The organism is Arcobacter sp. YIC-80 (assembly GCF_044841725.1).
In the GTDB taxonomy this organism is placed as follows: Bacteria; Campylobacterota; Campylobacteria; order Campylobacterales; family Arcobacteraceae; genus Arcobacter_B.
Genome location: NZ_JBJBSI010000002.1, coordinates 223824 through 249084 on the forward strand (window position 1 = coordinate 223824; position 25261 = coordinate 249084).

Consider the following 25261-nt stretch of genomic DNA (forward strand, 5'->3'; position numbering starts at 1 on the left):
AACAATGAGTTTTTTTAAAATAAATTTTTACTTATATTATAAAAATAGTTTAAAAATTTTACATTATTATAAAAATATCATACATTAGCTATAATATATAAAAAATATAGCAAAGGATTTAGATGCAACATATTATAAATTCAGCTCAAACATGTTTAGACTGTAAAAAACCAAAATGTCAAAAAGGATGTCCTGTTGGAACTCCAATTGCTGAAATGATAAGATTATTCTTAGCAGGAGACATAAAAGAAGCAGGACAAAAAGTATTTGAAAACAATCCCTTATCAATTATTTGCTCACTTGTTTGTCCCCATGAGAAACATTGTGAAGGTCACTGTGTTTTAAATAAAAAGCATACTCCTGTAAATGTAGGTGGAATTGAAAACTATATTTCAACTTACTATATGAATTATAGAGAATTTGAAAAACCAAAACAGCTTGGAAGAAATATAGCTATTATTGGTTCAGGACCTGCTGGTATAAGCCTTGCTATGATTATGGCTTTAAAAGGCTATAGTGTCACTATGTATGAAGGAAATGATAAGATTGGAGGAGTTTTAAGATTTGGTATTCCTGATTTTAGACTTGATAAAACAATCCTTGATAAAATAGAAGAAAATCTTCTTAAAATTGGTGTTAAAATTAGAAAAAATATTATGATTGGTAAAAATATCACTATTGATGATTTATTTAGAGATGACTTTGATGCTGTGTTTATAGGTACTGGTGTATGGAGACCAAAAAAACTAGGTATTAAAGGTGAGAGTTTAGGAAATGTACACTTTGCTATTGACTACTTAAAAACTCCAAAATCTTATGACCTAGGAAAAAAAGTTATAGTTGTAGGTGCAGGAAATGTTGCTATGGATGTTGCTAGAACAGCTATTAGAAGTGGGGCAAGAGAAGTTCAAATCATGTATAGAAAAGATGAAGAAAATATGCCTGCTGAAAGAATAGAAATTGAACATGCAAAAATAGATGGAGTAAAATTTAATCTATTTAAATCCCCTTTAGAGTTTACGCCAGAGGGAATAAAATATGAAACAACAAACCCTCAAGAAGAAAAGATACAAGGTTTTGAGCAAGCTGATTCAATTTTAGTTGCCATATCTCAAACAGCTAGAGATTTAATTGTAAAAAATAATGCTGGTTTATACTTAGGAGATGATGGTCTTTTAGAAAGTGATGAAAATGGTTGTACTACAAGAAAAGGTGTTTTCGCCTCAGGAGATGTAGTAACAGGTGCAAGAACAGTAGTTGAAGCTGTTGCTTTTTCTAAAAAAGTTTCTGTAGTAATAGAAGAATATATATCTACACTTCCACCTAAAAATAAAGCTTCTTAAGCTTTATTTTTTTCATTTAAAAAATCAAAAATTTTTGATTGAACTTCAATATATTTTTCTAAATCTTCTTTTCCTATAAGTTTAGAAAGATTCTTTTGAGTTTCTTCAATAAACCTATCTGCTTTTTCAATTAAAACCTCACTTTTATCAGTCAATAAAATAGATTTTTCTTTTTTGTTTACTTGTTGAACAAAGGTTAAATAACCTAATTCTTCAAGTTTTTTGAGATTTTTATGCATTGCTTGTCTTGAATATCCAAGCTTTTTTGCTAAATTTGAAATAGAAATATTCTCATACTCTTTTATATATGGAAAAATCAATATAAGTGAACTTGAAAGGTCTAAAAAACCAACTTTTTCTAACTCTTTTAAAATCAATTCATTAAAAACTTTTCCCGTTTCTAAAGATAAAAAACATAGTGACATTTGTAAACCTAGTTGACAATTTAATACTTTTTATGTATCATTACAATAAAACTTTAGGAGTATAACATGAAATACCTTATGCAAATTGACTTTCCTCATGAAGGACCTTTTAGTGATGAATTAACTACTGCTATGAATGATTTAGCAAAAGACATAGCAAATGAAAATGGATTAATATTTAAATTATGGACAGAAAATAAAGATACAAAAGAAGCAGGAGGAGTTTATCTTTTTGATAATCTTGATGATGCAAAAAGATATTTAGAAAAACACACAGCAAGACTAGAAGCTTTTGGATACACAAATCTAAGAAGTAAGATTTTTGAAGTAAATGAAGAGTTAAGTAAACTTAGCAAGTCTACTTTTCTTTAGGAATTAAAATCTAAAATAGGTGTAAAATACTATTTTTATATTCAATCTAAAACATACACCTATTTTAAGATTATTATATACTACTCACTGTAGTTAACATAGTTATTTAATACTTTTGTATAAAAATCACTTACCTCTTTATACTGTTTAAATATGTCTATATTATCTCTAGTACTATTCATATCTTGTTGAAGTCTTGCTGTATAGTTATATAAAAATTCTTCAAAGTTGATATTTACATCATCTTTATTATGAGGTCCAAACCCAGCAAAGTTTCCTATTGATGCTCCTTCTTGGAAACTAGGTAAAGCCTCCTTCCCTGAAGCAAGTTGAGATAAGTTCATTGCTAACATACTAAAATAATTACTTCTAACTCTAGGATCTTCGGTTTCATTCATCGTTTTATATAAAACCTTATTAAACTTATCATCTCCTGTATAAGTAGCTGCTGCTAATAAATGAAAAGATTTTCCTTCTAATACTCCTATTATTGGTAAATCCATATTACCTGACCAATCTCTTAAAACAACCCCATGCATTGTTTTTGTTTGTTCAAATGATAACTTTTTCATATCTTCATCATCTAAACTACCATCTGATAAAAGCTCTCTAAATAGTTTTGCATCCTCTTCATTTAAACTATCAAAGGCTTTGTGTTTATCTAAATACTCTAATATCTCGCTTTTCTCTTCAACTTTTTCACTATCCATAAGTGATGAAAATGTTTGTGTTTCTTCTGCTTTTGCATTAGATTCACTTTGGTTTGCTGAAACTTGACTATTTATTGTTTGATAACTATTATATGTAGTTCCTATTTGCATTTCAATATCCTTATTTAGTATTTTTATATTTTATAATATTATATATTAATTTACTTACTTCTTTATTTGTTTTAATATTAAATAGAAGTATAAATGCTTACTTATGAGAAACTATGACTATTAAAAGGATTTTATTTCATGAAAAATATAAGTTTTTTGTTCCTAAAATCCCTGTTAGTTCTGTATCTTCTATAACAGATGTAGATTTAAAAGATACCCTAAAAGTTTAGGATGGTACATCTCTAAAATTTGAAGCAGGTATTAAGTAAAAATAAACATAAGGTGAAAGCCTTATGTTATTTATCTTTACTCACTGTAGTTAACATAGTTATTTAATACTTTTGTATAAAAATCATTTACCCTTTTATACTGTTTAAATATATCTATATTATCTCTAGTACTATTCATATCTTGTTGAAGTCTTGCTGTATAGTTATATAAAAATTCTTCAAAGTTGATATTTACATCATCTTTATTATGAGGTCCAAACCCAGCAAAGTTTCCAATATTTGCTCCTTCTTGAAATCCAGGTAAAGCCTCCTTACCTGAGGCAAGTTGAGATAGGTTTAACCATAACATACTAAAATAGTTACTTCTAACTCTAGAATCTTCGGTTTCATTCATCGTTTTATATAAAACCTTATTAAACTTATCATCCCCTGTATAAGTAGCTGATGCTAATAAATCAAAAGATTTTCCTTTTAATACTCCTATTATTGGTAAATCCATATTACCTGACCAATCTCTTAAGACAATCCCATGCATTGTTTTTGTTTGTTCAAATGATAACTTTTTCATATCTTCATCATCTAAACTACCATCTGATAAAAGCTCTCTAAATAGTTTTGCATCCTCTTCATTTAAACTATCAAAGGCTTTATATTTATCTAAATACTCTAATATCTCGCTTTTCTCTTCAACTTTTTCACTATCCATAAGTGATGAAAATGTTTGTGTTTCTTCTGCTTTTGCATTAGATTCACTTTTATTTGCTGAAACTTGACTATTTATTGTTTGATAACTATTATAATTAGTTCCTATTTGCATTTTAATATCCTTATTTAGTATTTTTATATTATTTTTTAATTTTAATAATAAAACAAGCACCTTTATATTTAATACCTTCATATTCAAACTCGTGATTTTTTGCACTAATTGAGCCTTTTAACTTTTCCATAATTGTTTTACTCATATAAAGACCAATTCCTGTACCATCTTTTTCTTTTTTAGTACTAAATTTATAATCAAAAATCTTTTCAATGATACTATTTGGAATTCCTCCTGCATTATCAAAAATATTTAAATATATATACTTTTCATCATTTGTAGTCTCAATTTTTATGAGTTTTTTGCTATTTTTTATCTTTTCTAACTCATCAATTGAGTTATTTAAAATATTCATTATTACTTGAACTAATTCATTTTCTCTTCCTAAAATTATATAGTCCTTAAATTTAATATCTAAAACTATATCTTTTTCATTGAGTCTTGAGCTTAATAGAGATTGTGTTTTTTTTAACATATTATCTAAAGAAAAATCTTTTTTTTCATCACTTTTATAAAACTCTCTAAATACATCAATAGTAGAATTTAAATGACTTACAGCTTTTGAAATTTTGTCTAAAGAATAATCAATAATTTCATCATCTAATTCATTAAAACTTTTTTTTAATTTCATTCCTGAAACTGAAGTTCCTATAATAGCTAGAGGCTGTCTCCATTGATGAGCTATATTTTCTAGCATTTCTCCTAATGAAGCTAGTTTTGATTGTTCTATCAAGATTAAATCTTTTTTTCTTATGTTTGATACTTGTTCTTTTACTTCTTTTTCTAATTTATCATTATTAAATATTAAATGCTTAAAAATATAGTATGAAAAAAGAAATATTAGTATTATAAAAAATATAATAACTGTTGAAAATATTGTTATATTCTCATCAAAATCTTTTTCTATTTTATTTGCTTCATTATTTAATAAACTTAATGCTTCTTCAAGAGAAGAACTATATAAATTTTTAGCTTCAATATACTCTTTAGAAAATAAAAAATCTTTTGCCTCTAAATGTTTTTTATTTATTGCTAATCGTAAAGCTTTTTCTTCAAATTCAACTAATTTTATATTAGCTTCTTCTACTTCTTTTAATTTATCCTTAACAATAGGCATTTGTTTCTCTATTTGAGCTATTATTTTATCAAGCTTTTTTACATTTTTATAATATCTATCTGTCCAATATAAAGTATTATCATATAAAGCAATTCGTGAGGACATAGTAAGAACCTCATCGTAGTAACGAACTTTTTCAGATAAAACTATAATATTATCAATATCTTTTTGATTTTCTATATTTTCATTGATTCTTATTATTGAAAAAATTGAAATAAAAAAAGAGATACAAGATAAAATTATAAAAAGTAAAATTTGGTTTTTATAAACATTTTGATAAATCATAATTAACTCCAATATTAAATAATTATTTTACTATAATAAAAAATATAATTCAACTTTATAATTGATATTTCATTGATTAATATCAATGTTTTCTTCTTACAATACACATATAATTTCATAAAATTTAAAGATAATAAATAAAAAGGATTAAAATATGAGTATGTTTTGTTATCAATGTGAAATGAGTCAAAAGGGTGGTTGTGGTAGCACTGGTGCAACTGTAGGTACATGTGGTAAGGATGAAAACTTAGCAAGATTACAAGATATTATGATTTTTGGTCTTAAAGGTCTTAGTGCATATAGAGAGCATTTAAATACTTTTAAACCAGAGCAAACAAAAGAGATTGATGATGTAATGTCTGAAACATTATACTTCACACTTACAAACGTAAACTTCAACTTCCAAGATCACGTAAATCAACTTATGAAAATCGGTTCTGCTGGTGTTAAAGTAATGAACCTTTTAGGTGAAGCGCACACTAACAAATTTGGTATCCCAACTCCTGTAGTTGTACCTCAAAACAAAGTAGAAGGTAAAGCTATTTTAGTTTCTGGTCACGATTTAGAGTTCTTTGAAAAACTATTAATTGCTACAGAAGATAAAGGTATCAATGTTTATACTCACTCTGAAATGTTACCAGCTCACGGTTACCCAGAGTTAAGAAAGTTCAAACACTTAAAAGGAAATGTTGGTAAAGCATGGTTTGACCAAGCAAAACTAATGGAAAAATTCCCTGGAACATTTGTAGTTAATACTAACTGTATTGTACCGCCAAAGAAAAACAGCACTTATATTGATAGAGTATTTACTCACAAAATCGTAGGTATTGAAGGTTCTACTCCAATTGAAGATTACAACTTTGATGAATTAATTGAAAAAACTTTAGCCTGTCCAAGCGCTAATGGTATTGACTTAAATGAAGATACGACTTTAACAACAGGTCATAACTACAAAACAGTTCTTACACTTGCACCTCAAATCTTAAAAGCAATAAAAGAGGGTAAAATCAAGAAATTCTTCGTAGTAGCAGGATGTGATGCTCCAGGTAAACCAGGTGAGTACTACAGAGAATTAACTGAAAACTTACCAAAAGATACAGTAATCTTAACTTCTTCATGTGGTAAGTTCAGATTCAATGATATTGACTTTGGAGAAATCGAAGGTACAGGAATTCCTAGATACTTAGACTTAGGACAATGTAATGACTCTTATGGTGCAGTAGAAATCGCAAAAGCATTAAGTGATGCATTAGATACTCCAATCAATGACTTACCAGTATCAATCGTATTATCATGGATGGAGCAAAAAGCTGTAATTATCTTACTTGCATTATTCTCTTTAGGTGTAAAAGATATTTACTTAGGGCCAAAACCTCCACAATTTGTAAATGAAGATATTTTCAACTTCTTATCTGAAAACTTCAACTTAACACTTACAACAAATGCAAAAGACGATTTGAAAAAACTTCTTTGCGCATAAATAAAAGAGCTTAGGCTCTTTTATTTAAAACCCTCCGTATAAAGCTAAAACTACAGGAATATATAATATTGATACAATTGTACTTAATATAACAGTAAAACTAGCCTTTTGGGGTTTTGCATTTAAAAGTACTGCTAAAGTTACTGTATTTCCTGCAAGAGGTACTATAGAAAATAAAAACAAGACTTTATATAAATCTTCATTTAAAAACATGACATAAGTTTTATCTATATAAATTACTGCAAGCATTGCTAAAGGCCAAAAAATAAACTTCAATATAAAAGTAATAGAAATAAATTTTGTATCTAAATCACTTCCTCTTTGAAGACCAATAAGTCCCATACCTAACATCATCATTCCTAAAATTCCATAAGCCCCTTTAAATTGCCCTGTATATGCACTAATAGCCTCAGGTATTTGAACTCCTATTAAGTTACAAATTATACCTAATACAAAAGCATATAAAATAGGAAGTCTCAACATTTTCATAATTGATTGTTTTACTGTAAAATTGCCTTTTGCTGTTACATAAAAACCACTTGTGCTTTCATATAAAAGTGAAGCTAAAACAGTAAATATATAAATATCAGCTAAATGGGGAGGGAAGAATATAATAGCTAAAGGAATACCAAAATAACCAGTGTTTCCAGTTCCTGCACTAAATGCTAAAATATTTCCTGTTGGGTCATTCCATGATTTACCCCAAATAAACAGAGACAAAAAAGCAATGATAGAGCAAAACAGATATAAAAAGACTGGTAAAAACAGAATTGATAAATCAATCTTTACACTAAGGGTTGCTGAAAATACAACAATAGGACCTAAAATATAAATCAATATATTAGCAATTGACTCTCTTTTTACATCTAAAAATTTTGTAGATATATAGCCTAAAACTATATTTATATAAAGTGGAAAAATCTTAAGTAAGATTATAAAAAACAGTGACATACTCTCTCCTAACTTTGACTATACAGTCAAGGAAAGAATATATCACATTTTTTATACATAAGTCAAGTTATTTAATTTCTATTTTTCTTTTTGTTTCATCTTCATTAATCTTTGGTAAAACTACTTCTAGAACTCCATTTTGACTTGAAGCACTTATATTTTCTACATCTATATTGTCAGGAAGTGTAAATACTCTTTGAAATTTACCAAATGAACTTTCAACTTTATAATAATCTTCTTCTTTTACTTCATCTTTAAAAGTTCTTTCTCCTGAAATTGTAAGAGTTCTATCTTTAATATCAATATTAATATCTTCTTTTTCCATACCTGGTAAATCAACATCAATATGATAAGCATATTCACCTTCTCTTGTGTTTACACTTGGAGCAAAAGTACTGATTCCTGTATCATTACCTTTATTATTGTAAGTCATAAGACTTGGCATATTCATAAAATCTTTAAATGGATCAAATTTAGTTACTAACATTTCTATCTCCTTTTATTAACTTTATATGAGTTTTATCAACTCTTGATGAAATATTAACAAATTTTTTAGCACTTGTCAAGAGTAAGTGCTAATATATTTAGCAATTAATTAAAATGAGTGCTAATTAATGTAATTTGATAACTCTATTAAATTTTTATCTGGATCTCTTAAATAAATAGAATTTATCAAACCTTTTGCACCTGTTCTTTGAACTATTCCTTCTTCTATTTCAATACCTAAAGATTCAATATATAATTTTGCTTCTTCTATTTGAGTATCAATAATAAAACATAAATCTGCACTACCTTCTTTCACATTATAAGCTTTAGGCTCAAACTCTTTCCCTAACTGATGTAAGTTAATTTTAGAATTTCCAAATCTCAAAGCAACTCTATTTTCTTTGAAAATCTCTTTTTTCATACCTAAAACTTTTTCATAAAAATCAACTGTTTTATCGATATTTTTAACAGTCAATACAAAATGATCTAAGCTATTTATATTAATCATTTTTTATACCTTATATTAAAAAGCTATTGAAAGATATCCCATAAATATACCAAAAGAGTATACTCCTGCACATAAACCAAAAAACTTCATATTTTCATAACTTGTCATTTGTATTCCTTTGTTAATAAATACTAGTATTATAAAGTATTTTGGTTTCATATTGATTACCCAATAACTATTTAGTTATAAATTTATATTTTACTTTCTTTAGTTATTTCAATCCAAAAAAACTTATTTCCACTTCCTTTTTCAACAGCTTTCCAACCAAATGATGTTGAATGAAAGTATAATGTATCTTTAATAATTTTAAATGTAGTTTCAATATCTACTTGCTCTCCAAAAGCCTCATTAAATATCACATACAAATACTCACCATCTTCTTCAAAGTCATATCTAAAGTTTGTAAAATCTACTAATTGTTTATCTAAAAAGTCTTTTACTTTTTGTTTTATCATCATAAATCCTTATTTCTATTAAATATTTGTATTTTATGTTTTTATACCTTGAAGCTATATAATATAGTAATTTACTCATGTTTATGTTAGAATAATTAAAAGGAGATACTATGAAAACATTGCTTACAATAATAGTTTTAATAAGTGCTGTTTTTGCTTCCCCTCCTGAAGAGTTTGATAGAAAGCTTTATAATCAAGGGGAGCAGATATTTGATAAAAAATGTAGTGAATGTCATAAAAAGTCTATGAATATAGGTTTACTTATGAAAAATTTCGTAGAAGAAAATAATAAACTTTTAAATCTAAAAGCCCCAACAGGAAATGAAATATCATATAGATTAAAAAGTCAAATTGGAAGTAAAGATGATATAGAGTTTCAACTTATGGAAACAGGTGATTTTTTAGTGGATTATCTTTATAACCCTGATATTAAAAAAACTATATGCTTAGAAGCTGTAATAAGACACTTTGATACTATGCCAAGTATGAAGGGTAAAATTACAGAAGATGAAATAAGAACAGTAGGTCACTTCTTATACTTCCTTGAGGGATTTAATGGAATTAACAAGTACTATCACAATATAGATAAAGAGTTTGAATAAAGAAGAATAGATTTTCTTCTTTACTTCTTTTGAGCCGGCTGTTGTCCTAAAGCCTTTTGTTTTTGCTGTTGTTCTTGTTCTATAATAGTGTTGTATTTATTAACTAAAATATTTACCATATAACCCATAGATACAACAATCAAAAGAATTACAAATATATTTTTCAAACTCTCTCCTAAGTACTGCTTCAATGCAGAGTTTGCTTAAATTTTTACACTCCCTTTGAGAAAAAGACCTATTAAAAATCGTCGAAGTCGATTGAACCCTTAGAATAGTTAACAACATTCCCTTCAAAGAAGTTTGTTCTTTGGTCATTAAATGAAGCATAACCATCTACCCATGGAATAGGGTGTTTTACATTGTATTCTGGTTTATATCCAACTGCTTCTAATCTTCTATCTGCAAGATACTGAATATATTGAGTGATAATAGCATCTGTAAATCCTAAAATCTGCCCTTGAGTGATATATGCACCCCAAGAAGCTTCTAGTTCTACGGCTTTTCTAAACATACCTCTTACAGTTTGTTCTAATTCAGGTGTAAATAAATCAGGTCTTTCTTTTCTAACAGAGTTAATCATATTTTGGAATAAAAGTAAATGTGTTACTTCATCTCTTTGAATAAATCTAATCATCTGAGAAGAACCAAGCATTTTTCCTGATTTTCCAAGAGCATACATTGCTGCAAAACCTGCATAGAAGTATAAACCTTCTAAAATCTGATTAGCAAACATAGCAAGAAGAATTTTTTCATCAGTAATTTCTTCTCCATCTCCTGCTGTTAAACTTTTATATACATCAGCTATATAATTGTTTTTTTCTCTTAATTTTAAATCTGTTTTCCACATATTATAAATTTCATCTGTATTATCAGAAATTGACTCTACCATTACAGCATAAGATTTAGAGTGGTTTGCTTCCTCATAAGATTGTCTTGATAAACAAGCATTAACCTCAGGAGCTGTGATATAAGGGTTGATATTATCCATTAAGTTGTTTGTTTGTAATGAATCCATAAAAATTAATTGTGATAATACTAAATCATACATTCTTTTTTCAGGAGGAGTAAGATACTTATAATCTTTTGCATCACCTGTCATTTGAACTTCTTTAGGGAACCATGTATTTGCTTCCATTGTATCCCATAAGTTTAGTGCCCACTGATACTTTAACTTTGTAAAGTTAATCATACCATCTGGATTTCCTCCAAAAATTCTTCTATCTGTTAAGTTTTCATTTGATTGTGGGTTATATATCGTTTTTCTATCCATTAGGATTGTCCTCTAAGTTTTTAATCTATTTTATAAATTTCTTTTTATTTTTTGTATGAAAAAAGTGTAAGGTTATCTTATTGACAACCTGCACACTCCATACTTCTATCTTCAACATCATTATTAGCTTCAGGAGATTGACTTCTTAGGTAATATGTTGATTTAAGACCTAGTTTCCAAGCTAGTGTATAGATTTCATGTAAATATCTACCACTTGCTTTATCTAAACTCATAAAGATATTTGTTGACTGACCTTGATCAATCCATTTTTGTCTAATTGCAGCTGCTCTAATTACATTTAATTGATCAACTTCAAATGCTGGCGTATAATAAGACCATGTTTCAGGGCTTAATTTAGGTACAACTACAGGAATTAAACCTGATAAATTTTCTTCAAACCATTTTCTTTTATATACAGGCTCAATTGCTTGAGTTGTACCAACTAAGATTGAAATAGATGAAGTAGGTGCCACTGCCATTAGGTAACCATTTCTCATACCATCTTTTTTAACTTTTTCTCTTAACTCTTCCCAATCATAAGCTGAGTCAAATAAGTCTCTATTTACTAATGCTTTAACAGCTTGAGGAGAATGGTCATGAGGCATAATACCTTGACTCCATTTAGAACCTTCAAAAGTAGGGTAAATACCTTTTTCAGTAGCTAAATCAGAAGATGACTTAATAGCATTATATGAAATTGCTTCCATAATTTGATCAATCTTTTTAAAGTGTTCTTCGCTTCCCCAAACTAATTGATGTTCAGCTAACATTTGAGCTTCACCCATTACTCCAAGACCTATTGATCTTGATTTTAAGTTAGTTGCTTTAACCTTTCTTAATGGATAAAAGTTTAAATCAATAACATTATCAAGCATTCTTACTGCAATAGGAACAACTCTTTCAATGTCTTCTTTTGTATTTATTCTTGATAAGTTTACAGAAGCTAAGTTACAAACAGCCGTATCACCATCTGTTTTATCTTTTTCTACGATAAATATTCTTTTTCCATTGATTGAATCAAGTGCTGTTACTTTGTTGGCTTTCTTTTGAATTCCACCATCAACAGTAATTAAGTCTTCTTCTTCATAAGTTTCAATAGAACCATCTTCAAACTCTAACTTAATTTTATAGTGGTTAGGGTTTGTATTTTGGAAAATTTCTGTACAAAGATTAGAAGATCTGATATGTCCTACATGAGAGTTTGGATTTGCTTTATTTGCATTATCTTTAAAACAAAGGAATGGAGAACCTGACTCAAAATAAGAAGTTAAGATTTTTTTCCATAAATCTTTTGCTTTCATTCTATCTTTTGTGATATTTTCATCTTCTTCATATTCTAAATATTTAGCTCTAAAAGCATCACCATGAAGTTCTGATAAATCTTTTACTTCATAAGGATCAAATAAAGTCCAATGAGAATCTTCTAAAACTCTTTCCATAAATAAATCAGTTATCCATAAAGAAGGGAATAAATCATGTGCTCTTCTTCTTTCTTCCCCAGAGTTTTTCTTAAGATCAATAAAATCTACTATATCCATGTGCCAAGGTTCAAGATATACAGCAATAGCTCCTTTTCTAGTACCTAGTTGATCAACAGCTAAAGCTACATCATTTGTAATCTTTAAGAATGGAACTGTACCACCAGCAGCACTTTTATGGTCATCAATAACACCACCTAAAGATCTAACTTGGTTCCAATCCCAACCAATACCACCACCATATTTAGATAATAGTGCCATTTCATGATATGCGTCAAAAATCCCTTCAATATTATCAGGTGTTGAACCAATATAACAAGAAGATAATTGATGTCTATTTGTTCTTGCATTTGATAAAGTAGGAGTTGCTAGCATAACTTCAAATTTAGATACTACATCATAAAAGTCTTTAGCTGCTTGTTGTTTATTTTCTTCATTTTGAGCTAAGAACATAGCAATTGCCATGAACATTTGTTGTGGTAATTCAATTGGATTACCATATTTATTTTTGATTAAATATCTATCATATAAAGTCTTAATTCCAAGGTAATTAAAAAGATAATCTCTTGAAGGATCCATGTGATTATTTAAGTCATCTAAATCATATCCCTCACCAAGATTAGGAATTAATCTACCTGCTTCTTTTCCATATTTTAGGTAATCTTTTAAATGGCAATAAGGCTCACCTTTGATACCATGAGTCTCTTTTCCAACTCTATGATATAGGTCAAATAAATATAATCTTGCAGCAACAAATGTCCAGTTTGGAACATCTATATCAATTTTTTCTACTGCTGTTTTAATTAGTGCATCTTGTACATCAGAACTTTTCATTCCGTCTACAAATTTAATTTGTGAATCAAGTTCTAATTCACTTTGAGATACTCCATCTAACTCTTCAGTTGCTTCAATAGTCATTTTTTGGATTTTAGTAATATCTAAAACCTCTTTTCGACCATTTCGTTTTTGAATCATAATTGCCATTTTTATTACCTTCTAATATTTAAAATTTGTTTGTATTTTTATAAATTATTTGAAAACTTTTTTATTTAATAATTTGATTACTTAAAAACTCTCTTGAAAATTGCATTTACATTTTTAGTATAGTAATCATAGTTGAAACATTCTCTAATTTGCTCTTCACTTAATTTTGCTCTTAAATCTTTATCAGCTAATAAGTGTCCTAGGTATAAAGACTCACCTTTTTTATTTACTGTAGGTTTACCTTCTTTAATCTCTGCCCATACTTTCATAGCATTTCTTTGAACAATTTTATAAGCTTCTTCTCTTGAAACACCAGCTTTTGGTAATTCTAATAATACTCTTTGAGAGAATACTAAACCACCAGTTAAGTTTAAATTTTTCATCATATTTTCTGGCATTACAGTTAAGTTCGCAATTACATTGTTCATTCTATGAAGCATAAAATCAGTTGTAATAAATGCATCTGGTAACCAGAATCTTTCATTTGATGAGTGTGAGATATCTCTTTCATGCCATAACGCAACATTTTCCATTGCAGGGTTTGCATAAGCTCTAATTGTTCTAGCAAGTCCTGTAATATTTTCTGTTAAAATAGGATTTCTTTTATGTGGCATTGCAGAAGAACCTTTTTGACCTTTTGCAAAATATTCTTCAGCTTCATAAACTTCTGTTCTTTGTAAATGTCTTACTTGTACAGCAAATTTTTCGATAGTTGATGCTAATAAGGCTAAGGCTGTTGCAAGTCTTGCGTATCTATCTCTATGTACAACTTGATTTGAACAAGGTTCTGGTTTTAAACCTAATTCTTTCATTGCATACTCTTCAAGTTCTAAAGGAGCATGGGCAAAGTTACCCATAGCACCAGAGATTTGACCAACAGAAATTACTTTCATTGTTTCTTTTAAATTTTTAAGATGTCTAGCCATTTCATCATACCATACACATAAAGTAAGACCAAATGTAATAGGTTCACCATGGATACCATGAGATCTTCCTACCATTAGAGTATATTTATGCTCTTTTGCTCTTTTTTTGATTGATTTCATAAGCATTTTTACATCTTTAATTACAATTTTTAAAGAATCTCTCATTTGTAATGCAACACCTGTATCAACAGCATCAGAAGAAGTCATTCCATAGTGAAACCATCTTGACTCATCACCTAAAGATTCTGAAACACTTGTATTAAAAGCAATTAAATCATGTTTTGTAACTGCTTCAATCTCTTCAATTCTTTCAACTGAAAAAGTTGCATTTTTTACAATCTTTTCACAATCTTTATCAGGAATAAGTCCTAATTTGTTCCATGCTTTTACAGCTGCTTTTTCAACTTCAAGCCATGCAGCATATCTTGCATGTTGCGTCCAATGTTTTGACATCTCTTCTCTTGCATATCTTTCAACCATCTACAAATCCCTTATTATCAATGTTTTATATTTTTATTAAATTTTTCTGTTAATTTATGTATGATATGTTATCTAAATTAGACAAAAATATAGCTAAAAAAAAGATAGATTTTACCCTATTTAGAAAAAAATTATAGGATAATAAATTTGCCGTTTATTTTAAAAAAAATTGAAGCACAAAAAGGTAAAAAGCTTAGTCTTTTTCTACTCCAAAACTTAACAATACATCATACAAAAGCCCAAAAATACGCGTCTCGTGGAAGAATATTTGATGAAGACATGAATGTTTTAAAACCAAAAGATTTAATCCCTACAGATTACATATACATGGCTGTTTTTGAGGGTGCTACAAGGGGTTTAAAGCCTTTAATTGAGTTTCAAAACTTTGCTATTTTTGATAAGCCAACAAACCTTATGGTACACCCAATTTCAAAGAATACTAAATATTCATTGTTAGATGAAATAAGGTATCATTTTGGAGAAGATGCAAACTTAATTCATAGAATAGATGCTGAAACATCAGGACTAGTAATTGTAGGAAAAAACAAAAAATCAGAGAAGCAATTAAAAGATATGTTTGAAACAAAAGAGTATCATAAATCATATCTTGCAATAGTTGAGGGTGAAATAAAAAATAAAATAACTATAGATAGTAAACTTCAAAAAGAAGGAAAAAATATTGGTGTGAGAATGAGTGCGGGTAATGAAGGTAAAGAATCCTGTACTATTATAAAACCCATTAAATATAATGAAGAAAAAAATATCACTTTAGTAGAAGCTCAACCCATAACAGGAAGACAACATCAAATTAGAGTTCATTTATACTCAATAGGGCATAGAATTATTGGTGATCCAATTTATGGAGTTGATGATGATATTGCAGAGGGATATTTAAATAAAACTTTAGAACAAAGTATAAGAGAAAAAGAAACAAAAGGTTCAAGACTTTGGCTTCATGCTAACTATTTAGAGTTTACATTCCAAGGCGTGATTTATAAAATCTTCTCTAAAAATAAAGATATTCTAAATGAGTTTAACTCTTAAATCAAAAGTACTATAAAAGCATATCTTGAAAACTTAGCAATAACAACAAGTAAAATAAAGAGTTTTAAATTAAATTTTAAAACTCCTGCTATAAAAGTAATTGGATCACCTATAATAGGAACCCATGAAAGTAAAATACACCAAGCTCCATATTTATCAAAATAGTTTTTTGTATTTAAAACTCTTTTTTCATTTAATAGCTTCTTTTTTACTAGAAACTGCTCACCTTTTAAACCTAAAAAATAGTTTATAATTGAACCTAAACTATTTCCAAAAGTAGCAAAGAAAAGCAATAAATAAAGGTTATACCCCTCTTTAATATCATAAATTAATAAAGCTTCACTTCCAAAAGGAATAAGTGTAGCAGATACTAATGCTGATATAAAAAGAGTTAAATATACCATCAAACTAAGCTTTTTTCTTCCTTTTTAAAGGTGGCATTTGAGAAAGAATTACTCCTGCTAAAATTACAGCTGATGCAGTTAATTCAAAAGAAGTTAATTTTTCTCCTAAAATTAAAAATGCTAAAATTAAAGTAAATACGGGAATAAGGTTAACAAAAACAGCAGTTTTTGAAGCATCTACTTTTGTAAGAGCAAAATTGTATAAGCCATATCCCCCTAAAGTTACTACAACACCTAAATAAATTGTCCAACTTAAAGCTTCCACTGAAAATACCATAGGTGTAGTAAAATACTCAAAAAGGAAAAAAGGAAAAAAGAATATACAACCAATAAAAGCCTGAATTGCAGTAATAAATAAAGCTGAAAATTTATGAGTTAAGTATTTTGCAACGATAGTATAACCAGCTGCACAACTCATAGCTAAAAGCTCTAAAAAGTTACCTAACAAAGGATTTGGAGCACTTACACTTGTACTTGCATTTACACTTAAACTAATAACTCCAAGCATTGCTAAGGCTGAACCTAAAATAAGCTTTCTTGTAATAATCTCTTTTAAGAAATAACCAGCTGCCATAGCTGTTATTAGAGGCATTAAAGAAGCTATCATTCCTGCTTGTGAAGCTGATGTCAGCTGTAAAGCCTTTGCTTCAAAAATAAAATATAAACAAGGCTCAAATAAAGCAAGTAAAAGAATATATTTTATATCTTTTTTTGAAAAATCATACTTCAAAAAGCTTTTTATGAAATACACAAAACATAATGAAGCAGCAAGCATTCTTATAAATATTACAGTAAAAGGAGCTAAATCATTCATTGCTGATTTTAAAGCAATAAATGAACTACCCCAAATAAACATCGCAAAAATAAGCGATAAAACACCAATCAAATTAAAATTTTTTGTCAATTTTTATACTTTATATATGAAATTTTTTTGAAATTATATCTTATATTCCAAATAAAAAAATAAATTTATAAAAAGTTAAAGTTTTATTGAGTATAATTTCAGCTCTTAAAGAGGAACACTGAGAATATTTTAAATATTTTGAGTGCTCTTCTTTAGACCCTTACAATCGTTATGTTGAGATAACGCCCCAGGGTGGGAACACAGCAAGGCACCTCTCTTAATGGTGTGTTTGGGTATCTGGAGAAGAGTACTTTTTTTAAAGTACTCTTTTTTTTGCACTATCACAAAATCTAATAACAATTAATTTACTAAATTTAAACTAAATCTTTAAAATCAGACTTTAAAATTAAAAGTTTTTTCTCTTTTTTATTATATATAAATCTATTATCACCATTTTGAATGGCTTTAAAGATAATAAGTTTTATCTCTTTTTGAGTTTTATTGTATTTTTTCATAAGAACAGAAAATTCTTGGAGTGTAATAAGTTCTAAACTATTACTTTTTGAAGTATTATTTTCATTTGCTACTTGAAAATTTTGTAATGGTACTGGTTGATTTTTGTAAATTGTTCTCATTTCATGAAAAGCACTTTGTAGAAGTTTAATTTCTGAGTTAAAAACCTTAACTATTTTCTTTTGATTCTTTTCAAGTCTATTGATCTCTGATTTATATTGTTTTTTCATCCATTTCATAGAATCTTTTAAAAGTAAAATTTGTTCATTTTTTACTTCAATTATAGACTGAATATGTTCTTCATTGGCTCTATTTTCTTTTTGAGTAGAGTTTTTAACTGCTTCAACATTGATATTACTTGTTGTTGAAGCAGTTTTTTCCATCTCATCAGTTATATAAACATAAGTTCGTCCTGATTTTTTGATAGATTTTAGTTGTTCTTTTTTTATTCTATAGTGTACACCTTGTAAAGAAAGACCCAATATTTGGGCAGCTTGAGAGGTAGTAACTAATCTTTCCAAGGTTTTATTCCTTACATTTTTGCACTATCGATTTCAATTACAGTATGAACATTTCCTCTTGGTTTAAAATCAGCAATAACCTTCATCCATTTAGGTTGTAATTTTTCATATAAAGTATCAAAAATTTCATTTGCCGAGTTTTCATGAGAAACTTCTCTATACATAAAAGTATTTATATAAATTTTTAAAGCTTTTAATTCAATTACTTTTTCATTTGGAGTATACTGAAGTTTTATTGTAGCAAAATCAGGATATCCACTTCTTGGACATTTTGCCATAAATTCTGGTAATTCAATATCTATTATATAATTTTTTTTATTTGTATTTGGCCAAAAGTGTTCTTCTTTATTTATATCAAATTCAATAATTTCTTTTTCACCATATTTCATTTCCATATCTTTTATAACCTTTATAATAATTAATTTAAGCAGATTTTATCAAAATCTTACTTACAAATGTTACTAATTGAAAAAAAACGTGAATTTAAGTATAATCCACAAAATTTAAGAATATAAGAGAGTATTATGACAAATAAAATATATGATATTGTAATTATCGGTGGTGGTCCAGGTGGTATTGGAACTGCTATTGAAGCTTCAGCTCATAATGTTGGAGAAATTTTACTTATTGAAAAAACAGATAACCACTCTAATACAATTAGAAAATTTTATAAAGATAATAAAAGAGTGGATAAAGATTATAAAGGTCAAGTAACGGAACTACAAGGAAATGTATCTTTTTTTGATGGTACAAAAGAAACAACTTTAGATTATTTCGATGACTTACTAGATACTGAAAAAATCGATTCTATGTTTAATACAGAGGTTGAAAAAATTGAAAGAGTAGATGAACTTTTACATATTCATACAAGTGCAGGACTTGTAAAAAGTAAAAATGCAGTAATTTCTATTGGAAAAATGGGAAAACCAAATAAACCTTCATATAAGATTCCACCATCAATAAAAGCAAATGTAAACTTTAACCTTGATAAGTGTTCTTCAAATGAAAAGATCTTAGTTGTTGGAGGAGGAAACTCAGCAGCTGAATATGCTTATGATTTAGCTGACCAAAACAATAATGTAACTATGGTTTATAGAAAAGCTGAATTTTCAAGATTAAATGAAACTAATGAAGAGATTTTAAATAAATATCATGGTGAAGAAAAACTAAGACTTAGAATGAATACTGATATTGAATCTTTAGAAAATGAATCAGGAAAAGTAAAAGTTAATTTCAATGATGGGTTTTCAGTAATTTATGATAGAGTAATTTATGCAATTGGTGGAACAACACCTGTTGATTTCTTAAAATCATGTGGTGTAGAAGTAAATGAAAATAATCAACCAATTTTTGATGAGCACCAAGAAACATCAGCAAAATGTGTTTATGTAGCAGGAGACATTGCATTTAAATCAGGTGGATCAATTGCTATTGCTTTAAATCATGGATATCATATTGTAAATAATATTATTAGAAAAAGAGGAAGAATATTCTCTCATACTGAAAAAGTAGCTAGCGTTTTAAATACTTCAAACTAAATTTAGATAAAGCACTAGGTGCTTTATCTCTCATAAATTAATTATTTTTATAAAAATTGTAAATTTTACTCATATTTGTTACTAAAAAGATACTATTTTAAGGTATTATTCTATCTTTATTTTCAACATAATAAAATTATTTATAAAGGATAAAGATGGATTATCTTAAAAAATCAGTAATTAGAAAATTACTCTTTGTTTCAATAGCTACTATATTATTATCAATGAGTTTACAAACGTATCTTATAGTTGATAATACATTTACTTCTATGAAAAACAATACTAAAAAGTCTATTCATGAAGAAGTTTCACTATTAACTCAAAATATTGAAATATTTAATAATGTCACTAAATCAGGTGCTGATAAAATGGCCTCTATTTTTATGGGGATGATTGAAAAAGTTGAAATTAATCAAAATGATTTAATTAAAGTGGATACTTTAAAAACACCTACAATAAAGATTAATAATCAAATTGTAAATATGAATTTTGAATTAGTTGATAAATTTACTGAAATGACAAATGGTTCTGTTGCAACAATATTTGTAAAAAAAGGTGAAGATTTTATTAGAGTATCAACAAGTTTACAAAAACAAAATGGTAAAAGAGCAATAGGTACTAAGTTAAATAAAAACCATCCTGGCTATAAAAAAGTGTTACAAGGAAAAGATTATTTAGGAAAAGCTATTTTATTTGGAAAAGCATATATGACTAAATATATTCCTCTAATAAAAAACAATAAAATTATAGGTATTGCTTTTATTGGTTTTGATATCACAAAAGATATTAAAGATTTAGAAGAAAAAATTGAAAAAAGAAAAGTTGTTAAAACAGGATACTATTATATTGTAAATAGTAAAAAAGGTGATTCTTACGGCCAATTTATCTTACATCCTACTTTAAAATCAAAATCAGCGCTTGAGTTAAAAGATAAAAATGGTGATTATTTTATAAAAAATATGCTAGAAAAAAAACAAGGTTTCTTAGAGTATGAATGGGAAGACGATATAAAATATGTATTTTTTCAAGAGTTTAAAGAATGGAACTGGTTGATAGTTGCAGGGACAAAAGAACATGAAGTTTTAGAAGAAGCAAATAAAACTATGTATATGATAATTGGCCTATCAATATTATCACTTATTTTAATTTCAACATCTATTTTTACTACTTTAAAACTATCTTTAAAATCCTTAAGTAATATAAATAATGGACTTAATTCATTTTTCAAATATTTAAATAGAGAATCAGACTCTATTGAAAAAATTAATATACATACTAAAGATGAATTTGGTCAAATGGCAAATATAATAAATAAAAACATTGAAAAAACTCAAAAAAGTATTCAAGAAGATAGACAACTAATTGATGAAACAATTGAAGTTTTAAGTGAATTTGAACAAGGTGATTTATGTCAAAGGCTTAATATTAGTGTAGATAATCCTGCTTTAATGCAATTAAAAGATGTATTAAACAAAATGGCAGATAACCTTGAAACAAATATAGATAATGTTTTAGATGTTTTAGAAGATTATACAAACTATAACTACTTAAATAAAATTGATAAAAAAGATTTAAAAGAACACTTATTAAAACTAGCTGATGGAGTAAATAATCTAGGTGATTCAATAACTGAAATGTTACTTGACAATAAATCAAATGGTTTAACACTTGATGATAGTTCAGATATTCTACTTGTAAATGTAGATAAATTAAATGAAAGTTCAAATGAAGCTGCAACAAGTTTAGAAGAAACAGCTGCCTCGTTAGAGCAAATTACAAGTAATATTAGGCATAATACAGAAAATATTACACAAATGTCTAACTTTTCAAATGAAGTAAATAAATCAGCTAATAAAGGTGAAGAACTAGCTAAACAAACTACTTCTGCAATGGATGAAATAAATCATCAAGTAAGTGCAATCAATGAAGCAATTACTGTAATTGATCAAATTGCCTTCCAAACAAATATTTTATCACTAAATGCAGCTGTAGAAGCAGCAACAGCAGGTGAAGCAGGAAAAGGCTTTGCAGTTGTAGCTCAAGAAGTAAGAAACCTAGCAGGAAGAAGTGCTGAAGCTGCAAAAGAGATTAAAGATTTAGTTGAAAATGCAACACAAAAAGCTTTAGATGGGAAAAATATAGCTGCTGATATGATAGAAGGATATAAACTTCTAAATGAAAATATATATCAAACAACAAACTTAATTGATGATATCAAAAATGCTTCAAATGAACAGTTATCAGGCATTGAGCAAATAAATGATGCAGTAATAAGTTTAGATAGACAAACTCAACAAAATGCACTAGTTGCATCACAAACACATGATGTTGCTGTGCAAACAGATAAAATTGCTAAGTTAGTTGTAAGTAAAGCAAATGAAAAAGAGTTTGAAGGTAAAAATCAAGTAAAAGCAAAAAGTTTTAATAAAGATAGTTAAGAAAGTTCATACTTTCTTGACAAAACTAGATATTTAAATTAAGCTGCTGCTAAAGCGGTAAGATATGCACCTTCTTGGTATTTTTTTAATTCTTTTGGAAATTCAATCATATTTTTCTTTTCAAAAGAGTTTACACTTTGAGATGAAACTAAAGTTACATCACAAATATCATTTAACTGAATAATTCCTTCCATTTTAAAAGTAACTGCACCACCTGCAAAGTTACCTTTCTTTGCTCGTTTTTTTATAAATACTTTTTCTATTTTATTATCTTTTAAAAAGTCATTTACATTATTAGAAAAAGTTTTTATATCTTCAAAAGATTCATCATCATCTAAAGTGATTTTTTTTATTTTAAGATCAATATAAATTACTATATCATCATCATTTTTTTCAAATACAGAAAAAATTGCATTATTTGCTTTTAATTCTACTCCACATAACTTCATATTAAATCCTTTTTTGAAAAATATAAAGAGATTATATATTAAAAAAGTAAATGATTGGTTTTTTATTTCAATTTGTAATATTTTTAAAAAGAAGACTTTTTAGAGACTTTAAAAAAGTCTCTATTTAGTCTCTAATAGATTAAACGTCTAAGTGTTCAACGTCTTTTGCGTGTTCTTCAATGTAGTTTCTTCTTGGTTCTACCTCATCACCCATAAATAAAGTAAAGGCATCAGAAGCAGCTTCTGCATCTTCAATTTTAACTCTTAAAAGTCTTCTATCCTCAGGAGTCATTGTAGTTTCCCATAATTGCTCAGGGTTCATTTCACCTAAACCTTTATATCTTTGGATATATGCACCTTTTTTAGCTAAACCTTCTACTTCATCTAATAATTCAATTAAATCTCTTCCATCAAACATAGAAATATCTCTCTCAACAAGCTTAGAGAAGATATACGTGGCTTCTGAGAAGTAAGGTGATGCAAACAGTTCATCATCAATGATTAGCTCTTCTAGCCCCTCGTTTGTTTGAACAAACAGCTGAATCATATCTTCATTTATATTTTTTGTAAGAATATTGTAACCTTTGTCTTCTAAGAAGCCTTTTACTACTTCATATAAATCCATTTGTTCAAGTTTTACTAAATCAGGGTTTTCAATTAGATGTTTTAATACTTCAACTAAAGAGTATCTTTTTTCTAATTGTTGTAACATATCTCTATATCTAGAAACTGTTTTAAATAAATCAATCATATCATTAGTTCCTAATCCAGCAAAAGAGAAGTTTTCAACTCCATTTTCGATTAAGAAATTTGATAAAGCTGTATCATCTTTTAGATAAATTTCATTTTTACCTTTTTTATATCTATATAATGGCGGTTGAGCGATATATAAATATCCTTTTTCAACTACTGGTCTTAAGAATCTAAAGAAGAAAGTTAAAAGTAATGTTTGAATGTGCGATCCATCAACATCGGCATCGGTCATGATGATTACTTTATGGTATCTGATTTTTTCTTCATTGAAATCTTCACCAATACCACAACCCATAGCTGTAATCATATTTCTAATTTCATCAGATTTTAAAATCTTATCAAGTCTTGATTTTTCAACATTTAAAATCTTACCTTTAAGTGGTAAAATTGCTTGATAAACTCTATCTCTACCTTGTTTAGCTGAACCACCTGCTGAATCCCCTTCCACCAGGTATAATTCTCTAACTTCAGGATCTTTTGATTGACATTCTGCAAGTTTTCCTGGAAGTGTTCCAACTGTCATAGAATCTTTTTTTCTAGTAAGTTCTCTCGCTTTTTTAGCAGCTTCTCTACCACGTGCTGCCATTAATGCTTTTTCCATAACTGCTTTTGCTTGAGCAGGATTTTCTTCAAAATATCTATCTAAACACTCACTTGTTAGTTTTTGACATAAAGGTTTTACATAAGAAGAACCTAATTTACCTTTTGTTTGTCCTTCAAATTGTGGTTCAGGAACTTTTACAGAAACAATAGCAATTAAACCTTCTCTTACATCATCACCTGTAATTTTTGTATCTTTTTCTCTCGCATTTGCATTATGATTTAAATATTTAACAATACTTCTTGTAAGTCCTGCTTTAAAACCTGCTTCATGAGTACCACCATCAATAGTTCTAATATTATTTACAAAAGAAATAGTTTTTTCTGTATATGTTGAGTTATACATAAGTGCAATATCAATTTCTACATCATCAGCTTTATCACTAAATGCAACTGCATCACATACAGGTGTTTCTTTATTTAAATCTGTTACAAATTGTTTAATACCACCTTCAAAATGATAAACTTCTTTAGTTTTAGTTTTTTCATTTTCTAAAGTTATAGAAATAAAAGGATTTAAATATGCAACTTCTCTAAATCTTTTTGCTAGAGTTTCAAATTGATATTCAGTTACTTCAAAAATAGAATCATCAGCTAAAAATTCAATAGTAGTTCCTGTTTTTCTTGGAGCATCACCAATCACTTCTAATGGAGATTTAGGAATACCTTTAGAGAATTCTTGATAGTGAATCTTTCCTTCTCTATGAATTGTCATTTTAAGCTCTTTTGATAAGGCATTTACAACAGATACACCAACCCCATGTAATCCCCCTGATACTTTATAAGTATCTTTATCGAATTTACCTCCTGCGTGAAGTACTGTAAGTACAACAGTTGCAGCTGACATTTTTTCAGTAGGGTGTTCAGATACAGGAATACCTCTACCATCATCTTCAACTTTAATCCAATTATCTTTAGTCATAGTTACTTTAATATTTCTACAGTAACCAGCCATAGCTTCATCAATAGAGTTATCAACAACTTCATAAACCATGTGATGTAAACCATTGATATTAGTATCACCAATGTACATTCCTGGTCTTTTTCTAACTGCTTCTAAACCTTTTAAAACTTTAATATTACTAGCGCCGTATTCTTGACTCATCTATTTTTGTCCTTATTTCTAT

Annotated in this window: 25 protein-coding genes; 7 read left to right on the top strand and 18 right to left on the bottom strand. The window is 27.8% G+C overall.

Annotated features, from left to right (window positions below; genetic code table 11):
• The first annotated feature begins 122 nt into the window (after positions 1-122).
• Positions 123-1343: an NAD(P)-dependent oxidoreductase gene (locus ACH5BK_RS05105; protein ID WP_404305099.1), complete on the top strand. Its 1221-nt coding sequence runs from the start codon at positions 123-125 to the stop codon at positions 1341-1343.
• On the opposite strand, the gene ACH5BK_RS05110 is transcribed toward ACH5BK_RS05105, so the two are convergent.
• A complete protein-coding gene (locus tag ACH5BK_RS05110) occupies positions 1340-1768 on the bottom strand; it encodes a MarR family winged helix-turn-helix transcriptional regulator (RefSeq protein ID WP_404305101.1) in 429 nt (142 codons plus the stop codon). The genes ACH5BK_RS05105 and ACH5BK_RS05110 overlap by 4 nt on opposite strands.
• A 66-nt stretch (positions 1769-1834) precedes the next feature.
• On the opposite strand from ACH5BK_RS05110, the gene ACH5BK_RS05115 reads away from it, so the two are divergent.
• Positions 1835-2140, top strand: coding sequence for a monooxygenase (locus tag ACH5BK_RS05115; RefSeq protein WP_404305102.1), 306 nt, complete (start codon positions 1835-1837; stop codon positions 2138-2140).
• A gap of 80 nt (positions 2141-2220) precedes the next feature.
• On the opposite strand, the gene ACH5BK_RS05120 is transcribed toward ACH5BK_RS05115, so the two are convergent.
• The 3 genes from ACH5BK_RS05120 to ACH5BK_RS05130 form a co-directional block, all read right to left on the bottom strand.
• Positions 2221-2961, bottom strand: a complete 741-nt coding sequence (locus tag ACH5BK_RS05120) for a hypothetical protein (RefSeq protein WP_404305104.1) — start codon at positions 2959-2961, stop codon at positions 2221-2223.
• Between the two features lie 306 nt (positions 2962-3267).
• Positions 3268-4008, bottom strand: a complete 741-nt coding sequence (locus ACH5BK_RS05125) for a hypothetical protein (RefSeq protein ID WP_404305106.1) — start codon at positions 4006-4008, stop codon at positions 3268-3270.
• 28 nt (positions 4009-4036) lie between these two features.
• Positions 4037-5410 carry a sensor histidine kinase gene (locus ACH5BK_RS05130; protein WP_404305108.1) on the bottom strand — a complete coding sequence of 458 codons (1374 nt, stop codon included), beginning with the start codon at positions 5408-5410 and terminating at the stop codon, positions 4037-4039.
• Positions 5411-5564: 154 nt separating this feature from the next.
• On the opposite strand from ACH5BK_RS05130, the gene hcp reads away from it, so the two are divergent.
• On the top strand, positions 5565-6890 hold the full coding sequence (gene hcp, locus ACH5BK_RS05135; RefSeq protein ID WP_404305110.1) for a hydroxylamine reductase: 1326 nt from the start codon (positions 5565-5567) through the stop codon (positions 6888-6890).
• Positions 6891-6914: 24 nt separating this feature from the next.
• On the opposite strand, the gene ACH5BK_RS05140 is transcribed toward hcp, so the two are convergent.
• The 4 genes from ACH5BK_RS05140 to ACH5BK_RS05155 all read right to left on the bottom strand — a co-directional run bounded on the left by ACH5BK_RS05140 (position 6915) and on the right by ACH5BK_RS05155 (position 9290).
• Positions 6915-7841, bottom strand: coding sequence for an AEC family transporter (locus ACH5BK_RS05140; RefSeq protein WP_404305112.1), 927 nt, complete (start codon positions 7839-7841; stop codon positions 6915-6917).
• Positions 7842-7908: 67 nt separating this feature from the next.
• Complete coding sequence (locus ACH5BK_RS05145; RefSeq protein ID WP_404305114.1) at positions 7909-8328, bottom strand: Hsp20/alpha crystallin family protein; 420 nt, start codon at positions 8326-8328, stop codon at positions 7909-7911.
• A 120-nt stretch (positions 8329-8448) separates the two neighbouring features.
• A complete protein-coding gene (locus ACH5BK_RS05150; protein ID WP_404305116.1) occupies positions 8449-8835 on the bottom strand; it encodes a VOC family protein in 387 nt (128 codons plus the stop codon).
• Between the two features lie 191 nt (positions 8836-9026).
• Positions 9027-9290 carry a hypothetical protein gene (locus ACH5BK_RS05155; RefSeq protein ID WP_404305118.1) on the bottom strand — a complete coding sequence of 88 codons (264 nt, stop codon included), beginning with the start codon at positions 9288-9290 and terminating at the stop codon, positions 9027-9029.
• A gap of 110 nt (positions 9291-9400) precedes the next feature.
• Here ACH5BK_RS05155 and ACH5BK_RS05160 point away from each other — a divergent pair, with 110 nt between their 5' ends.
• The gene (locus tag ACH5BK_RS05160) at positions 9401-9892 is read left to right on the top strand and encodes a hypothetical protein (protein ID WP_404305120.1); all 492 of its coding nucleotides are present in this window, start codon (positions 9401-9403) and stop codon (positions 9890-9892) included.
• A 20-nt stretch (positions 9893-9912) separates the two neighbouring features.
• Here ACH5BK_RS05160 and ACH5BK_RS05165 read toward each other — a convergent pair whose 3' ends face one another.
• From ACH5BK_RS05165 to purB, 4 genes are all read right to left on the bottom strand, one after another.
• Positions 9913-10059, bottom strand: a complete 147-nt coding sequence (locus tag ACH5BK_RS05165; RefSeq protein WP_404305122.1) for a hypothetical protein — start codon at positions 10057-10059, stop codon at positions 9913-9915.
• Positions 10060-10130: 71 nt separating this feature from the next.
• Entirely contained in the window at positions 10131-11162 is a 1032-nt protein-coding gene (locus tag ACH5BK_RS05170) for a ribonucleotide-diphosphate reductase subunit beta (RefSeq protein WP_404305124.1), read from the bottom strand.
• 77 nt (positions 11163-11239) lie between these two features.
• A complete protein-coding gene (locus tag ACH5BK_RS05175) occupies positions 11240-13624 on the bottom strand; it encodes a ribonucleoside-diphosphate reductase subunit alpha (protein ID WP_404305126.1) in 2385 nt (794 codons plus the stop codon).
• A gap of 77 nt (positions 13625-13701) precedes the next feature.
• A complete protein-coding gene (gene purB, locus ACH5BK_RS05180; protein WP_404305128.1) occupies positions 13702-15030 on the bottom strand; it encodes an adenylosuccinate lyase in 1329 nt (442 codons plus the stop codon).
• A gap of 147 nt (positions 15031-15177) precedes the next feature.
• Between purB and ACH5BK_RS05185 the strand changes: the two genes are divergently transcribed.
• Positions 15178-16074, top strand: a complete 897-nt coding sequence (locus tag ACH5BK_RS05185; protein WP_404305130.1) for an RluA family pseudouridine synthase — start codon at positions 15178-15180, stop codon at positions 16072-16074.
• Here the strand turns inward: ACH5BK_RS05185 and ACH5BK_RS05190 are convergent.
• The 4 genes from ACH5BK_RS05190 to queF form a co-directional block, all read right to left on the bottom strand.
• On the bottom strand, positions 16071-16478 hold the full coding sequence (locus tag ACH5BK_RS05190; protein WP_404305132.1) for a YqaA family protein: 408 nt from the start codon (positions 16476-16478) through the stop codon (positions 16071-16073). The two genes, ACH5BK_RS05185 and ACH5BK_RS05190, sit on opposite strands and share 4 nt — an antisense overlap.
• Before the next feature lie 4 nt (positions 16479-16482).
• On the bottom strand, positions 16483-17382 hold the full coding sequence (locus tag ACH5BK_RS05195; protein ID WP_404305134.1) for a DMT family transporter: 900 nt from the start codon (positions 17380-17382) through the stop codon (positions 16483-16485).
• A 314-nt stretch (positions 17383-17696) separates the two neighbouring features.
• Entirely contained in the window at positions 17697-18356 is a 660-nt protein-coding gene (locus ACH5BK_RS05200) for a DNA-binding protein (RefSeq protein WP_404305136.1), read from the bottom strand.
• 11 nt (positions 18357-18367) lie between these two features.
• Positions 18368-18745, bottom strand: a complete 378-nt coding sequence (gene queF / locus ACH5BK_RS05205) for a preQ(1) synthase (RefSeq protein ID WP_404305280.1) — start codon at positions 18743-18745, stop codon at positions 18368-18370.
• A 135-nt stretch (positions 18746-18880) separates the two neighbouring features.
• Between queF and ACH5BK_RS05210 the strand changes: the two genes are divergently transcribed.
• Together ACH5BK_RS05210 and ACH5BK_RS05215 are read left to right on the top strand one after the other, a co-directional pair.
• On the top strand, positions 18881-19894 hold the full coding sequence (locus tag ACH5BK_RS05210) for an NAD(P)-binding domain-containing protein (RefSeq protein WP_404305138.1): 1014 nt from the start codon (positions 18881-18883) through the stop codon (positions 19892-19894).
• 269 nt (positions 19895-20163) lie between these two features.
• On the top strand, positions 20164-22332 hold the full coding sequence (locus ACH5BK_RS05215; protein WP_404305282.1) for a methyl-accepting chemotaxis protein: 2169 nt from the start codon (positions 20164-20166) through the stop codon (positions 22330-22332).
• Between the two features lie 38 nt (positions 22333-22370).
• Here ACH5BK_RS05215 and ACH5BK_RS05220 read toward each other — a convergent pair whose 3' ends face one another.
• Together ACH5BK_RS05220 and gyrB are read right to left on the bottom strand one after the other, a co-directional pair.
• Positions 22371-22781 (bottom strand): DUF3010 family protein, encoded by a 411-nt coding sequence (locus ACH5BK_RS05220; RefSeq protein WP_404305140.1) that lies wholly within the window; start codon positions 22779-22781, stop codon positions 22371-22373.
• 139 nt (positions 22782-22920) lie between these two features.
• The gene (gene gyrB, locus ACH5BK_RS05225) at positions 22921-25239 is read right to left on the bottom strand and encodes a DNA topoisomerase (ATP-hydrolyzing) subunit B (protein WP_404305142.1); all 2319 of its coding nucleotides are present in this window, start codon (positions 25237-25239) and stop codon (positions 22921-22923) included.
• Positions 25240-25261: the final 22 nt, after the last annotated feature.